Annotated in this window: 12 protein-coding genes and 1 pseudogene; all 13 read left to right on the forward strand. The window is 60.8% G+C overall.

The window, feature by feature from the left end:
- Positions 1 to 119: 119 nt before the first annotated feature.
- The 13 genes and pseudogenes from CD58_RS08005 (at position 120) to CD58_RS08065 (ending at position 14,401) form a co-directional block, all read left to right on the forward strand.
- Positions 120 to 800 carry a hypothetical protein gene (locus tag CD58_RS08005; RefSeq protein WP_025212513.1) on the forward strand — a complete coding sequence of 227 codons (681 nt, stop codon included), beginning with the start codon at positions 120 to 122 and terminating at the stop codon, positions 798 to 800.
- Between the two features lie 152 nt (positions 801 to 952).
- Positions 953 to 3,082 carry a flagellar biosynthesis protein FlhA gene (gene flhA / locus CD58_RS08010; protein WP_025212514.1) on the forward strand — a complete coding sequence of 710 codons (2,130 nt, stop codon included), beginning with the start codon at positions 953 to 955 and terminating at the stop codon, positions 3,080 to 3,082.
- 11 nt (positions 3,083 to 3,093) lie between these two features.
- Positions 3,094 to 4,443 carry a flagellar biosynthesis protein FlhF gene (gene flhF / locus CD58_RS08015; RefSeq protein WP_025212515.1) on the forward strand — a complete coding sequence of 450 codons (1,350 nt, stop codon included), beginning with the start codon at positions 3,094 to 3,096 and terminating at the stop codon, positions 4,441 to 4,443.
- A gap of 116 nt (positions 4,444 to 4,559) precedes the next feature.
- Positions 4,560 to 5,390, forward strand: a complete 831-nt coding sequence (gene fleN / locus CD58_RS08020; protein WP_003184001.1) for a flagellar synthesis regulator FleN — start codon at positions 4,560 to 4,562, stop codon at positions 5,388 to 5,390.
- Positions 5,387 to 6,127 (forward strand): annotated as a pseudogene (locus tag CD58_RS08025) (RNA polymerase sigma factor FliA); the annotation flags it as partial. The gene fleN and the pseudogene CD58_RS08025, both read left to right, overlap by 4 nt.
- A gap of 168 nt (positions 6,128 to 6,295) precedes the next feature.
- Complete coding sequence (locus CD58_RS08030) at positions 6,296 to 6,667, forward strand: chemotaxis response regulator CheY (protein ID WP_003183998.1); 372 nt, start codon at positions 6,296 to 6,298, stop codon at positions 6,665 to 6,667.
- Positions 6,668 to 6,685: 18 nt separating this feature from the next.
- Complete coding sequence (locus CD58_RS08035) at positions 6,686 to 7,471, forward strand: protein phosphatase CheZ (protein WP_025212517.1); 786 nt, start codon at positions 6,686 to 6,688, stop codon at positions 7,469 to 7,471.
- A 30-nt stretch (positions 7,472 to 7,501) separates the two neighbouring features.
- Entirely contained in the window at positions 7,502 to 9,760 is a 2,259-nt protein-coding gene (locus CD58_RS08040; protein WP_025212518.1) for a chemotaxis protein CheA, read from the forward strand.
- A gap of 48 nt (positions 9,761 to 9,808) precedes the next feature.
- Complete coding sequence (locus tag CD58_RS08045) at positions 9,809 to 10,951, forward strand: protein-glutamate methylesterase/protein-glutamine glutaminase (RefSeq protein WP_025212519.1); 1,143 nt, start codon at positions 9,809 to 9,811, stop codon at positions 10,949 to 10,951.
- Positions 10,951 to 11,691: a flagellar motor protein gene (locus CD58_RS08050; protein WP_025212520.1), complete on the forward strand. Its 741-nt coding sequence runs from the start codon at positions 10,951 to 10,953 to the stop codon at positions 11,689 to 11,691. Before CD58_RS08045 ends, CD58_RS08050 begins: the two co-directional genes overlap by 1 nt.
- A 15-nt stretch (positions 11,692 to 11,706) precedes the next feature.
- Complete coding sequence (gene motD / locus CD58_RS08055; protein WP_025212521.1) at positions 11,707 to 12,591, forward strand: flagellar motor protein MotD; 885 nt, start codon at positions 11,707 to 11,709, stop codon at positions 12,589 to 12,591.
- A 49-nt stretch (positions 12,592 to 12,640) separates the two neighbouring features.
- Positions 12,641 to 13,432 (forward strand): ParA family protein, encoded by a 792-nt coding sequence (locus CD58_RS08060; protein ID WP_025212522.1) that lies wholly within the window; start codon positions 12,641 to 12,643, stop codon positions 13,430 to 13,432.
- A gap of 96 nt (positions 13,433 to 13,528) precedes the next feature.
- The gene (locus CD58_RS08065; protein WP_025212523.1) at positions 13,529 to 14,401 is read left to right on the forward strand and encodes a CheW domain-containing protein; all 873 of its coding nucleotides are present in this window, start codon (positions 13,529 to 13,531) and stop codon (positions 14,399 to 14,401) included.
- Positions 14,402 to 14,449 lie beyond the last annotated feature (48 nt).

Below are 14,449 nucleotides of genomic sequence, written 5' to 3' on the forward strand. Positions count from 1 at the left end.
AGTAGACGATCGTTCTCGCTGACCCTCTAATGAACTCGAGATATCTCCAGCTTTCCTCCTCATGATGCTTCTGTCGGCGAGAGAGGCAGTTGCGGAGTCAAGCTATCGAGGGCATGAACATGGCAGCGGGCGAATACAAAAAACTTGAAGGCATGAAGTTGGAGTTCGTTTCGGGAATGCTGGAGGCAAATGGCGGTGAACGAGCCATCAGCTGTTCGTTCACGTTCGACATGACGCTCGATTTCACGCGTTTCGTGAAAATGGCGAATGGGTATATCCCGGGATATCTGGAGCATGACATCAACGCCATTCGGCCCGAGTTGGATGGGTTGGCCTATCACATCTCCTACAATTATTTCGCTGACGCGGCCGGCAATATTGGCAGTAACGAAGCGCTGTTCCGTGTCTTTGGTCATCCCGACTATTACCTGAACGATTGGTCAAGTGGCGGGCTGGAAAAGCGCTATGGCAAACCCGCTTTCCAGATCATCGACGGGCGGTTGCGGATAAACGCGCGCACTGATTTTCGATGGGAAGATCCCAAGCAGTTGATCGAAATCGCCGATCTGCCAATCATTCGGTTTCAATGGGCACTCAACCTGATGGAAGGCCATTGGTATTCGCCTGAGAGACCGTCGTCTGATATCAAGGCGCCGTCCACCGTAGCGGTGCTTATGTATGCCAATGAAGACCTTGTTGAAGTCGAGGGTTTCCAGATGTACAGGGGCACCCGCTACCTAAGAGGCCGGGCGTTGGATTTTGGCCCTATTAAGCCGGAACAGATTCTGACGGCGCAGTGATCGAGCGAATACCGAGGCCGCAATGACGGTGTTGGAAGTCTTTGCGGTCGCAGGTCTTCCCCTCACGACAAAAGTTGGAAGGCTTCTTGCAATACCCCGTCTGCGCCCGTCCGGGGCGTCAAAAGTTTGCTTCACAGGCACGGGGAATATTGGTGGATCGCTCTCAGTTACTCAGCACCGCGCGCAGCAACGTAGCAGATCTCAGCCGGGGCAATCTGGGTGTGCCGATCTTGCTGCTGGTCATGCTCGCCATGATGATGCTGCCGGTGCCGCCGTTCCTGCTGGACGTGTTCTTCACGTTCAATATCGCCCTGTCGATCGTGGTGCTGCTGGTGTGCGTCTACGCCTTGCGGCCGCTGGATTTCGCGGTGTTCCCGACCATTCTGCTGGTGGCGACGTTGATGCGCCTGGCGCTGAACGTGGCATCGACCCGGGTGGTCATGCTCCACGGCCAGGAAGGTCACGCCGCCGCCGGTAAGGTGATCCAGGCCTTCGGCGAGGTAGTGATCGGCGGTAACTACGTGGTTGGTATCGTGGTCTTCGCCATTTTGATGATCATCAACTTCGTCGTGGTGACCAAGGGTGCCGGGCGGATCTCCGAGGTGAGCGCACGTTTTACCCTCGATGCGATGCCCGGCAAGCAAATGGCGATCGACGCGGACCTCAACGCCGGCCTGATCGACCAGGGCCAGGCCAAGCTGCGTCGCCTGGAAGTGGCCCAGGAAGCCGAGTTCTACGGCTCCATGGACGGTGCCAGCAAATTCGTACGCGGTGACGCCATCGCCGGCCTGCTGATTCTGTTCATCAACCTGATCGGCGGCATGGCCGTTGGTATCTTCCAGCACAACATGACCTTCGGCGACGCCGGCAAGGTTTACGCCCTGTTGACCATCGGTGACGGTTTGGTGGCGCAATTGCCATCACTGTTGTTATCCACAGCTGCCGCGATCATGGTGACCCGCGCTTCGGGTTCCGAAGACATGGGCAAGCAGATCGGCCGGCAGATGTTCGCCTCGCCCAAGGCCCTGGCGGTTGCCGCCGGCCTGATGGCGGTGATGGGCCTGGTGCCCGGCATGCCACACTTTTCCTTCCTGAGCATGGCGGCCCTGGCGGCGGGCGGCGCCTACCTGTTCTGGAAGAAGCAGAACGTGCAGAAGGTCCAGGCCCTGCAAGAGGTCAAGCGCCAGCAGGAACTGCTGCCATCGCCGGCCCGCGCCATGGAAACCAAGGAACTGGGCTGGGACGACGTGACGCCCATCGACATGATCGGCCTGGAAGTCGGTTACCGCCTGATTCCATTGGTCGACCGCAACCAGGGAGGCCAGTTGCTGGCGCGGATCAAGGGCGTGCGCAAGAAGTTGTCCCAGGACTTGGGCTTCCTGATGCCCACCGTGCATATCCGCGACAACCTCGACCTGGCGCCGAGCGCCTACCGCTTGACGCTGATGGGCGTGATCCTGGCCGAAGCCGAGATCTACCCGGATCGCGAGCTGGCGATCAACCCGGGGCAGGTCTATGGCTCGCTCAACGGCATCACCGCCAAGGATCCGGCTTTTGGCCTGGAAGCGGTGTGGATCGAAATCAGCCAGCGGGCCCAGGCTCAGTCCCTCGGCTACACCGTGGTGGACGCCAGCACCGTCGTGGCGACCCACTTGAACCAGATTCTGTACAAGCACTCCAGCGAGCTGATCGGCCACGAAGAAGTCCAGCAACTCCTGCAAGTACTGGCCAAAGGCTCGCCAAAGTTGGCCGACGAGCTGGTGCCGGGTGTGGTGTCGTTGTCGCAATTGCTCAAGGTGTTGCAGGCGCTGTTGGCCGAACAGGTGCCCGTACGCGACATTCGCAGCATTGCCGAGGCCATCGCCAACAACGCGTCCAAGAGTCAAGATACCGCCGCCCTGGTGGCTGCGGTTCGGGTCGGCGTATCCCGCGCAATCGTCCAAAGCATTGTAGGCACTGAGTCTGAGCTGCCTGTGATCACTCTGGAACCAAGGTTGGAACAGATATTGCTCAATAGTCTTCAGAAGGCAGGACAAGGCTCGGAAGAGGGTGTTCTGCTGGAGCCAAGCATGGCCGAGAAGCTGCAGCGTTCGCTGATCGATGCAGCCCAGCGGCAGGAGATGCAAGGCCAACCGGTGATCCTGCTGGTGGCCGGCCCGATTCGCGCGATGCTCTCGCGATTCGGTCGCCTCGCGGTCCCGGGGCTGCATGTGCTGGCGTACCAAGAGATACCGGACAACAAGCAAGTGACCATCGTTGCGACAGTAGGGCCCAACGGCTGAGGTAGTGGTTTATGCAAGTGAAGCGTTTTTTCGCCGCCGATATGCGTCAGGCCATGAAGCTGGTTCGTGACGAGCTGGGCGCTGAAGCAGCCATCATTGGCAATCGCCGGATCGCTGGCGGTGTCGAGTTGACGGCGGCCCTGGATTACAAATTGTCGGCGCTGGCCCCGCGCGTTCCAAACATGGAGCTTGAGGATGAGCTGCGCAAGACCCAATCGCGTATCGCCAGCGCCCAGGCCGAATTGAGCCTGCGCAGCAGCGAAGGCCAGGCTAGCGCGGGCACCAATCGTCAATTGTTCGCCGGTCAGCCGCTGACGGCCGGCCTGCCGTTGACCGCTGCCGAGCCGCTGATCGAGCAGGCCCAGGTCGAGCCACGTCGTCCGGCGCCGGCTCCGGCCGCGCCAAGCAGTGGTATCGACCCGCGTGCCCTGGACTCGATGCGCTTTGAACTCAACAGCCTGCGTGAACTGATGGAAGTTCAGCTCGGCTCCCTGGCCTGGAACCAGCTGCAAGGCAGCCGTCCAGCCCAGGCCAACCTGTGGCGTCGCCTGCAACGCATCGGCCTGTCCGGCCCGTTGTCCCGGGACCTGCTGGCGCTGATCAACGGTATCGAAGAACCTCGCCAGGCCTGGCGCATGTTGCTGGCGCACCTGGCGCGGATGATTGCTACACCGGAAGTCGAACCGCTGGAAGAGGGTGGCGTGATTGCGATGGTCGGCCCTGCCGGCATGGGCAAGACCACTACCCTGGCCAAGCTCGCGGCCCGTTATGTACTCAAGTACGGCGCCCAGAGTATTGCCCTGGTCAGCATGGACAGTTTCCGTATCGGCGCCCAGGAACAACTCAAGACCCTGGGCCGGATCCTCAATGTGTCGGTGACCCATGTGGATCCAGGTCAGTCCCTGGCCCAGGCACTGGAACCGCTGCTGCGCAAACGCGTCGTGCTGATCGATACCGCCGGCCTGCAAGCCAGCGATCCGGCCCTGCGCATGCAGCTAGAAAGCCTGGCCGGGCGCGGCATCCGGTCAAAAAATTATCTCGTGTTGGCAACCACCAGCCAAAAACAGGTTCTAACCGCCGCTTACCACAGCTACAAACGCTGCGGGCTAGCCGGCTGCATCCTGACTAAGCTGGACGAAACGGCAAGCCTGGGCGAGGTGTTGAGCCTGGCGATCGGTCATGAACTACCGGTGGCCTACCTGACCGACGGACCGCGGATCCCGGATGATTTGCATCTGCCGCGCCGTCATCAACTGGTCAGTCGTGCCGTGAGTGTGCAAATGCAGGAAGAACCCAGCGAGGAAGCCATGGCTGACATGTTCGCTGACATCTACCACAGCCCGACCAAACAGGTCGGCTGAGGTAATCATGAATATTTTTTGTACCTACATCGATGGTCTGCCATGCATTGTTCCGAATGTGAACGCGCAGCCAGTAATGTGGCCTCCGTCTAAGTAAGACAAGGTAAAGAACGAACATGGGCAGCATGCATCCCGTACAGGTGATCGCGGTGACCGGCGGCAAAGGTGGCGTCGGGAAGACTAACGTGTCAGTGAACTTGTCCCTGGCTCTGGCAGAGCTTGGCCGACGGGTCATGCTGCTGGACGCCGACCTGGGCCTGGCGAACGTCGATGTGTTGCTGGGGCTCACGCCCAAGCGCACGCTGGCGGACGTCATCGAAGGTCGCTGCGAACTGCGCGACGTGCTGCTGCAGGGGCCTGGCGGTATTCGCATCGTGCCGGCGGCCTCTGGCACCCAGAGCATGGTTCATCTGACCCCGGCCCAGCACGCGGGCCTCATCCAGGCCTTCAGCGACATCGGTGACAACCTCGATGTGCTGGTGATCGACACCGCGGCCGGTATCGGTGACTCGGTCGTCAGTTTCGTCCGCGCCGCCCAGGAAGTGCTGCTGGTGGTCTGCGACGAACCGACGTCCATCACCGACGCCTACGCCCTGATCAAGTTATTGAACCGTGACTACGGCATGAACCGCTTCCGCGTCCTGGCCAACATGGCCCAGAGCCCGCAGGAAGGGCGCAACCTGTTTGCCAAGTTGACCAAGGTCACCGATCGCTTCCTGGACGTCGCCCTACAATACGTCGGCGCCGTGCCGTACGACGAAAGCGTACGCAAGGCCGTCCAGAAGCAACGTGCCGTTTATGAAGCTTTCCCCCGTTCCAAATGTGCGCTGGCGTTCAAGGCAATCGCCCAGAAGGTCGATACCTGGCCACTGCCGGCCAACCCTCGCGGGCATCTGGAATTTTTCGTCGAGCGTCTTGTGCAACAAACAGCAGGGCCCGTGCTATGACTGCCAGCGGTTACAACCATCTCTACAAAAAATCGGCACGGGACGCCCAATACGAACTGATTGAGCGTTATGCGCCACTGGTCAAGCGTATCGCCTATCACTTGTTGGCGCGGTTGCCGGCCAGTGTCCAGGTCGAGGACTTGATCCAGGCGGGCATGATCGGCCTGCTCGAAGTATCGAATAAATACGATGCGAGCAAGGGCGCCAGTTTCGAGACGTATGCCGGTATTCGCATCCGTGGCGCGATGCTCGATGAAGTCCGCAAGGGCGATTGGGCACCGCGTTCGGTGCACCGTAATACCCGTATGGTCAGTGACGCGATTCGCGCTATTGAAGCTAAAACCGGGCGTGACGCTAAAGATCACGAGGTTGCGGCCGAACTCCAGTTGAGTCTCGATGATTATTACGGGATTTTGAACGATACCTTGGGCAGCCGCCTGTTCAGTTTCGACGACCTGCTGCAGGACGGCGAACATGAAGGGCTGCACGAGGATGGCGCGAGTGCTCACATGGAGCCATCGCGTGACCTGGAAGATGAACGTTTCCAGAGCGCGCTGGCGGATGCGATTGCCAATTTGCCGGAGCGTGAGCGACTGGTCTTGGCGCTGTACTACGACGAAGAGCTGAACCTCAAGGAAATCGGTGAGGTCCTGGGGGTCAGCGAATCGCGGGTCAGCCAGTTACACAGCCAGTGCGCGGCCCGTTTACGGGGGCGTTTGGGGAGTGGCGAGCGCGCTGACAGCAGTGTGGGGACACTGCGAACGAGGCTGGTCTGGCAAGCACTGCGCCAGTCTCCATTCGCTGTGCTCCAGACCGTTGTTGAGTGTTGTGCCGGATTGATTGAAATGGCGCGTTCAGGTGCTGGACGCGTTTAAGACTGCTTGGAGGTCGAATTGGACAAGAACATGAAAATCCTCATCGTTGATGACTTCTCAACGATGCGGCGGATCATAAAAAACCTGTTGCGTGACCTTGGGTTCACCAACACGGTCGAGGCCGACGATGGCACCACTGCCATTCCGGTTCTCAACAGCGGGAGCATCGACTTTCTGGTGACTGACTGGAACATGCCCGGCATGACCGGTATCGACTTGCTGCGCCATGTGCGCGCCGACGAAAAACTCAAGCATCTTCCAGTGCTGATGGTGACTGCCGAAGCCAAGCGCGAGCAGATCATCGAAGCGGCTCAGGCCGGTGTAAACGGCTATGTGGTCAAACCCTTCACGGCCCAGGCGTTGAAAGAGAAGATCGAGAAAATCTTCGAACGCATCGGTTAACCGCGCCACGGGGGAGCTATGGATAACGAATCTTCAATGGGCGATTTTGAATCGACCCTGAAAAAACATGCCCGCGAACTGGTCGACAGCCTTGAAAAAGGTCGTTTTGGCGATGCGGTTCAAATGATCCATGAGCTCAACCAGACCCGTGACCGTGGTCTGTATCAGGAAGTGGGCAAGCTCACGCGTGAATTGCACAGCGCCATTGTCAATTTCCAGATCGACCCGAACATGCCCCAGGCCGAGGAAGTCTCGCAGATCACCGACGCCACCGAGCGTCTGGGTTATGTGGTCAAGCTGACCGAGGCCGCAGCCAACCGCACCATGGACCTGGTGGAAAGCGCAACGCCGCTGGTCAATGGCCTGAGCGAGGAAGCCCAGGCCTTGAGCACCGACTGGGGCCGGTTCATGCGGCGCGAAGTCGGCGCGGAAGAGTTTCGGGACCTGGCCCGTCGGGTCGACGGTTTCCTGACGCGCAGCAGCACCGATAACCGCGCGGTGGCAAGCAATCTCAACGACATTCTGCTGGCTCAGGACTATCAAGACCTGACCGGTCAGGTGATCAAGCGCGTGACCCAATTGGTCACCGAAGTCGAAAGTAATCTGCTCAAACTGGTGTTGATGGCCAGCCAGGTCGACCGCTTTGCAGGCATCGAACACGACCGTGAAGCGATCCTTGCTGAAAAAGATCCACAAAAACATCTCTCGCAGGGTGAAGGTCCGCAGATTCATGCCGATAAAAGAGAAGACGTTATGTCCGGTCAGGACGATGTGGACGATTTGCTGTCCAGCCTTGGATTCTGAGTTTTAGCCCTGTTTTAGGAGCAGCCATTAATGAGCTTCGGCGCCGATGAAGAGATCCTTCAGGATTTCCTGGTTGAGGCCGGCGAGATTCTAGAGCAACTGTCTGAACAACTGGTCGAGCTGGAAAGCCGACCGGATGATGCGGACTTGCTCAATGCAATTTTTCGCGGTTTCCACACTGTAAAAGGAGGCGCCGGCTTCCTCCAGCTCAATGAGCTGGTGGAGTGCTGCCACATTGCCGAGAACGTGTTTGACATCCTGCGCAAGGGTGAACGCCGCGTTGATTCGGAACTGATGGACGTGGTGCTTGAAGCGCTGGATGCGGTCAATAGCATGTTCAGCGAAGTGCGTGAGCGCTCGCCGATCACTGCGGCCACGCCTGAGTTGCTTGCCGCGCTGGCACGCCTGGCGGAGCCGCAATCGGCTGACGAACCCGCTCCGGCTGTCGAGGCCGCCGTTGAAGAACCGGTCGCCGAGGAATCGGGCGACATCACCGATAACGAATTTGAACAGTTGCTGGACTCGCTGAACGCCGTCAAGGCCCAAGCCGAGGCCCCGACAGCGCCGGTAGCTCCTGCTGCGCCCGCCAATGCGACGGCTGCCGCCAGTGATGAAATCACCGACGACGAGTTCGAGTCGTTGCTCGATCAGCTTCATGGCAAAGGCCAGTTCGCTCCCGATGCAGCCGTCCCTGCGGCGGCCCCGGCCGCCCCGAAAGCGGCGGGCGATAACTCCGACATCACCGACGACGAATTCGAAGCCTTGCTCGATCAGTTGCACGGCAAGGGCACGTTTGCCGTTGACGCGCTGGATTCGGCGATTGCTTCCGCGCCGAAACCGGCCAAGCCTACCGCCGCCGCGGCGGGCAGCGATCTGATCAGCGACCACGAATTCGAATCGCTGCTCGACGAACTGCATGGCAAAGGCAAGTTCACTGAAGTCGGTACGGCTGCCGCAGCGTCTGCTGCCGCCACTGCTGCGCCGGTGGCCAAGGCTGCGCCAAAACCTGCTGCCAAAGCCCCCGAGCCCAAGGCGGAGACACCCAAGCCTGCTCCGGCCGCTGCCCCCGCAGCCGCTCGAGCTCCAGCGGCTCCACCCGCGGAAAAACCGGCCAGCGAAGCCGAGACGACCGTTCGGGTCGACACTGCGCGCCTGGACGAGATCATGAACATGGTCGGCGAACTGGTGCTGGTGCGTAACCGTCTGGTGCGCCTGGGCCTCAACAGCCAGGACGAAGCGATGTCCAAGGCCGTGTCGAACCTCGACGTGGTCACGGCCGATTTGCAGACAGCGGTCATGAAGACCCGGATGCAGCCGATCAAGAAAGTCTTCGGGCGCTTCCCGCGCCTGGTTCGTGACCTGGCTCGCCAGCTCAAGAAAGAAATCAACCTGGAACTGGTGGGTGAAGAAACCGACCTGGACAAGAACCTTGTCGAGGCCCTGGCCGACCCGCTGGTCCACTTGGTGCGCAACGCGGTCGACCACGGCATCGAGTCGCCGGAAGAACGCGAAGCGTCGGGCAAGGTGCGTAGCGGCAAGGTGATACTGGCCGCCGAGCAGGAAGGCGACCACATCCTGCTGTCGATCTCCGACGACGGCAAAGGCATGGACCCGAACGTGCTGCGTTCCATCGCGGTGAAACGCGGTGTGATGGACAAGGATGCCGCCGACCGCCTGAGCGACACCGAGTGCTACAACCTGATCTTCGCCCCGGGCTTCTCGACCAAGACCGAGATTTCCGACGTGTCGGGCCGTGGCGTGGGCATGGACGTGGTGAAAACCAAGATTTCCCAGCTCAACGGTTCGATCAACATTTACTCGACCAAGGGCCAGGGCTCGAAGATCGTCATCAAGGTCCCGCTGACCCTGGCGATCATGCCGACCCTGATGGTGATGCTGGGCAACCAGGCGTTCGCCTTCCCACTGGTCAACGTCAACGAGATCTTCCACCTCGACCTGTCGCGCACCAACGTGGTGGACGGCCAGGAAGTGGTGATCGTACGGGACAAGGCACTGCCGCTGTTCTACCTCAAGCGCTGGCTGGTCAGCTCTGCGGCTCATGTGGAGCAGGGCGAAGGCCATGTGGTGATCCTTTCGGTGGGCACCCAGCGGATCGGCTTCGTCGTCGACCAGTTGGTGGGCCAGGAAGAAGTGGTCATCAAGCCGTTGGGCAAGATGCTCCAGGGCACCCCGGGCATGTCCGGCGCCACCATCACCGGCGACGGCCGCATCGCGTTGATTCTCGATGTGCCAAGCATGCTCAAGCGTTACGCCGCTCGGCGTATTTGATTCTGGAGGGGCGTGGCCCAGGGCCGCGCCTCGTCTAACGGAGTGTTTATGGTAGTTAAAGTCCTGGTGGTGGACGATTCGGGGTTTTTTCGCCGCCGCGTCTCGGAAATTCTTTCGGCGGACACGAGTATTCAAGTCGTCGGTACGGCGACCAACGGCAAAGAGGCAATCGATCAAGCGCTGGCGCTCAAGCCAGATGTGATCACCATGGACTACGAGATGCCGATGATGGATGGCATCACGGCCGTGCGGCATATCATGCAGCGCTGTCCGACCCCCGTATTGATGTTCTCGTCCCTGACCCATGAAGGCGCCCGGGTGACCCTCGATGCGCTGGACGCCGGGGCCGTGGATTTCCTGCCGAAGAATTTCGAGGACATTTCGCGCAACCCCGACAAGGTTCGGCAGTTGCTGTGCGAGAAGGTCCACAGCATTTCCCGCAGCAACCGACGTGTCGGTGCCTACAGCGCGCCTGCGCCTGCGCCGGCTCCTGCGCCCAGCCCTGCGCCAGCCCCTGCTTCGTCGGGCGGTTTCAATCCAGCACCGGTGCGCAGCGCTCCGGCCCCCGCGCCCGCTCGCCCGGCCCCTGCGCCAGCCGCCAGCACGTCGTCGCCGGCCCCCAAGCGCAAAGCCTACAAGCTGGTCGCCATTGGTACGTCCACCGGTGGCCCGGTGGCGCTGCAACGGGTCCTCACACAGTTGCCGGCCAATTTTCCGGCCCCCATCGTGCTGATCCAGCACATGCCCGCGGCCTTCACCAAGGCCTTCGCCGAGCGTCTGGACAAGCTGTGCAACATCAGCGTCAAGGAAGCCGAGGATGGCGATATCCTGCGTCCGGGCCTGGCATTGCTGGCGCCGGGCGGCAAGCAGATGATGATCGATGGCCGCGGCGCGGTGAAAATCCTGCCGGGCGACGAGCGTTTGAACTACAAGCCTTGCGTGGACATTACCTTCGGTTCCGCAGCCAAGTCCTACGGTGACAAAGTTCTGGCGGTGGTGCTCACCGGCATGGGCGCTGACGGTCGCGAAGGTGCGCGGCTGCTCAAGCAGGGTGGCAGTGCAATCTGGGCCCAGGACGAAGCCAGCTGCGTGATCTACGGCATGCCGATGGCCATCGTGAAAGCGGACCTCGCCGATGCGGTGTACGGGTTGGACGACATTGGTAGACACCTGGTCGAGGCGTGCCTGTAATGGATGTGCTCAGCCTGATCGGCATCGTCATGGCGTTCGTCGCCATCATTGGCGGTAATTATCTGGAAGGCGGTCATCTGGGGGCGTTGGCCAACGGCCCTGCGGCGTTGATCGTGCTGGGTGGCACCATCGGCGCCGCGTTGCTGCAGTCGCCCATGAGTGCGTTCAAGCGCGCCATGCAAGTGCTGATCTGGATTCTATTCCCACCTCGCGTGGACTTGGCCGGCGGTATTGATCGGGTGGTGAACTGGAGCCTGACCGCGCGCAAGGAAGGCTTGCTGGGGCTGGAAGGGGTGGCCGATGCCGAACCCGACAGTTACTCGCGCAAGGGCCTGCAATTGCTGGTGGACGGTGCCGAGCCAGAAGCCATCCGCAGCATCCTGGAAGTGGATTTTTACACCCAGGAAAGCCGCGACATCGAAGCGGCCAAAGTTTTCGAAAGCATGGGCGGCTACGCGCCAACCATCGGCATCATCGGTGCGGTGATGGGCTTGATCCATGTGATGGGTAACCTGGCCGATCCGTCGCAACTGGGCAGCGGTATCGCCGTGGCTTTCGTCGCGACGATCTATGGCGTGGCGAGTGCCAACCTGGTGCTGCTGCCGATCGCCGCCAAGCTCAAGGCCATCGCGTTGCGCCAGTCGCGTTATCGCGAAATGTTGCTGGAAGGGATCCTGTCGATCGCCGAAGGGGAAAACCCGCGTTCCATTGAGTTGAAGCTCCAGGGCTTCATGGACTGATGGAGGATATGGAACATGGCACGTCGCAGGCATCGTGAAGAACACGTCAACCATGAACGCTGGCTCGTTTCCTACGCCGACTTCATCACGCTGCTGTTCGCTTTTTTCGTGGTCATGTATTCGATTTCGTCGGTCAACGAAGGCAAGTACAAAGTCATTTCCGAGGCGTTGATCGGGGTTTTCACCGATTCCGACCGAGCCCTCAAGCCCATCCCCATTGGCGATGAGCGGCCCAAGACCACGACGCCGGCCAAGCCGCTGGTCAGGGATGCCGAGCAGGTTGATGCCGGTATCGCGGGCGGTAGCGATCCGCTGAAAAGCATCGCCGACGACATCAGCGCGGCGTTCGGCGACCTGATCAGCTCCAACCAGATGACGGTGCGCGGCAATGAGTTGTGGGTCGAGATCGAACTCAACTCCAGCCTGTTGTTCGGCAGCGGCGATGCCATGCCCAGCGACATGGCGTTCAATATCATCGATAAGGTGGCGGCGATCCTGAAGCCGTTCGACAACCCGATCCATGTCGAAGGCTTCACTGACGACCAACCCATCCGCACCGCGCAGTACCCGACCAACTGGGAGCTGTCCTCGGCCCGTTCGGCGAGCATCGTGCGCATGTTGGCGATGCAGGGTGTGAACCCCGGTCGCCTGGCGTCGGTGGGCTATGGCGAGTTCCAGCCGGTGGCTAATAACGCCACGGCCGAGGGGCGTGCGCGAAACCGTCGCGTAGTGCTGGTGGTGTCGCGAAACCTCGATGTGCGTCGCAGCCTGACCGGTACCGGTACGGCCAATACAAAGCCGGACGCCGCCTTGAAGCGGGCTGGCACACAAACTGCACCGACCTCGGGCAAGTCGCCGGGACGACAGAGTGCCGTCAATTCTCCGTCACCCGATTTATAACCGAGCTATTTCTCGGTCGAGCCTGTTTCGGCCGGGAGGAACGATCCGAATGAGAGTCTGGGCAGTCGCCAATCAAAAAGGGGGTGTGGGTAAAACCACCTCTTCCATCGCTTTAGCCGGATTGCTGGCCGAGGCGGGCAAGCGCGTGGTCATGGTCGATCTGGACCCCCACGGCTCGATGACCAGCTATTTTGGTTACGATCCCGACAGCCTGGAGCACAGCAACTACGACCTGTTCCTGCACAAGGGCGTCGTGCCTGAAGGCCTACCGGGGCAATTGCTGTTGTCCACCAGCGACGAGCGGATTTCCCTATTGCCGTCGAGCACTGCCCTGGCCACCCTGGAACGGCAGTCGCCGGGACAGAGCGGGCTGGGCCTGGTCATCGCCAAGAGTCTGGCGCAGCTGTGGCAGGATTTCGATTACGCGATCATCGACAGCCCGCCGCTGCTCGGTTTGCTGATGGTCAACGCCTTGGCGGCCAGCCAGCAACTGGTGATCCCGGTGCAGACCGAGCACCTGGCGGTCAAGGGCCTGGAACGCATGGTCAATACCCTGGCGATGGTCAACCGCTCGCGCAAGCAATCGCTGGCCTTCAGCATCGTGCCGACCCTTTTCGACCGTCGTACCCAAGCCTCCCTGGGGACCCTGCGCGTGCTGCGGGACATGTACCCGGATGACATCTGGCAAGGCTACATTCCCGTCGATACCCGCCTGCGGGACGCCAGTCGCGCCGGTTTGACCCCTTCTCAATTCGACGGCAAAAGCCGTGGTGTGCTGGCCTACCGGGCGCTGCTCAAGCACCTGCTGGCCCAACAGCTTGTTTCACAGCAGGTGGCTTAAGGTGACGAGGTTTCCCACAGGCATTGCGCTTGCTTGCGAGCGCTCAAGTCCTAGCGCATTCATGCCGATAACCTCTTTAAGCGGCGCAGTATTCCTATGAGCCGCCCGATCAAGACAACCTCGCGTCCGCAAATGGCCTTGCAGTCCTACCTGGACGGGCTGTTGCAGGAAGCGACCGAAGAACTGCCACCGGAACCGAGCGTGATCGAGGCGTTGCCCGAGATCGTTGAAGCCGAAGGTGTGCTGGATGAATTTCAGGCGGCCGTGCTCGAAGAGCAGGCCCGTGATGCACAGAAGTCTGTGCTGGCCGCGGCGATCGAGGCACCGTTGAGCAAGCCTCAGGTGGCGGTGATGGAAGTGCCCGCGCCGATCCTGGCGCCGGTCTCGACCGTGGCACCGTTGCTGCAAGGTCTGGTGACGCCGGTGGTGGAGATCCACCTGCCGCCCAGCAACACGCCGCCGCCGGTGCCGACCGATGACCGGCCTGCCTGGGCCGCCGAACCGTTCGAGTGTTTGTTGTTCGATGTGGCCGGGTTGACCCTGGCGGTGCCGCTGGTATGCCTGGGATCGATTTATTCCCTGGCCGGGCAGGAATTGACGCCGTTGTTCGGCCAGCCGGAATGGTTCCTCGGGATCCTGCCGAGCCAGGCCGGCAACCTGAAGGTGCTGGATACCGCGCGATGGGTGATGCCGGACCGTTATCGCGATGATTTTCGCCAGGGCCTGCAGTACGTGATTTCAGTGCAAGGTTACGAATGGGGTTTGGCGGTGCATCAGGTCAGTCGCTCGTTGCGCCTGGACCCGAACGAGATCAAATGGCGCAGCCATCGAGGGCAACGGCCATGGCTGGCCGGTACGGTGATCGAACACATGTGCGCCTTGCTGGACGTGTCCGAGCTGGCCGAGTTGATCGCCAGCGGCGGGGCAAAACACCTGGGCGGCACCAAGCCGGTCCAGAAACCGAAATAAGACAACCGGTGGCGTACAACGTCACGGGACAGAACACACGCCGCCACA

It is taken from the genome of Pseudomonas brassicacearum (assembly GCF_000585995.1).
Taxonomy (GTDB): Bacteria; Pseudomonadota; Gammaproteobacteria; order Pseudomonadales; family Pseudomonadaceae; genus Aquipseudomonas; species Aquipseudomonas brassicacearum_A.

Excerpts from the sequence above, each read along its gene's own strand:
- fleN (WP_003184001.1), top strand. The coding sequence starts at position 4,560 with ATGGGCAGCATGCATCCCGTACAGGTGATCGCGGTGACCGGCGGCAAA.
- CD58_RS08035 (WP_025212517.1), top strand. The coding sequence starts at position 6,686 with ATGGATAACGAATCTTCAATGGGCGATTTTGAATCGACCCTGAAAAAA.
- CD58_RS08045 (WP_025212519.1), top strand. The coding sequence starts at position 9,809 with ATGGTAGTTAAAGTCCTGGTGGTGGACGATTCGGGGTTTTTTCGCCGC.
- CD58_RS08050 (WP_025212520.1), top strand. The coding sequence starts at position 10,951 with ATGGATGTGCTCAGCCTGATCGGCATCGTCATGGCGTTCGTCGCCATC.
- motD (WP_025212521.1), top strand. The coding sequence starts at position 11,707 with ATGGCACGTCGCAGGCATCGTGAAGAACACGTCAACCATGAACGCTGG.
- CD58_RS08030 (WP_003183998.1), top strand. The coding sequence starts at position 6,296 with ATGAAAATCCTCATCGTTGATGACTTCTCAACGATGCGGCGGATCATA.
- CD58_RS08060 (WP_025212522.1), top strand. The coding sequence starts at position 12,641 with ATGAGAGTCTGGGCAGTCGCCAATCAAAAAGGGGGTGTGGGTAAAACC.
- CD58_RS08005 (WP_025212513.1), top strand. The coding sequence starts at position 120 with ATGGCAGCGGGCGAATACAAAAAACTTGAAGGCATGAAGTTGGAGTTC.
- flhF (WP_025212515.1), top strand. The coding sequence starts at position 3,094 with ATGCAAGTGAAGCGTTTTTTCGCCGCCGATATGCGTCAGGCCATGAAG.
- CD58_RS08065 (WP_025212523.1), top strand. The coding sequence starts at position 13,529 with ATGAGCCGCCCGATCAAGACAACCTCGCGTCCGCAAATGGCCTTGCAG.
- CD58_RS08040 (WP_025212518.1), top strand. The coding sequence starts at position 7,502 with ATGAGCTTCGGCGCCGATGAAGAGATCCTTCAGGATTTCCTGGTTGAG.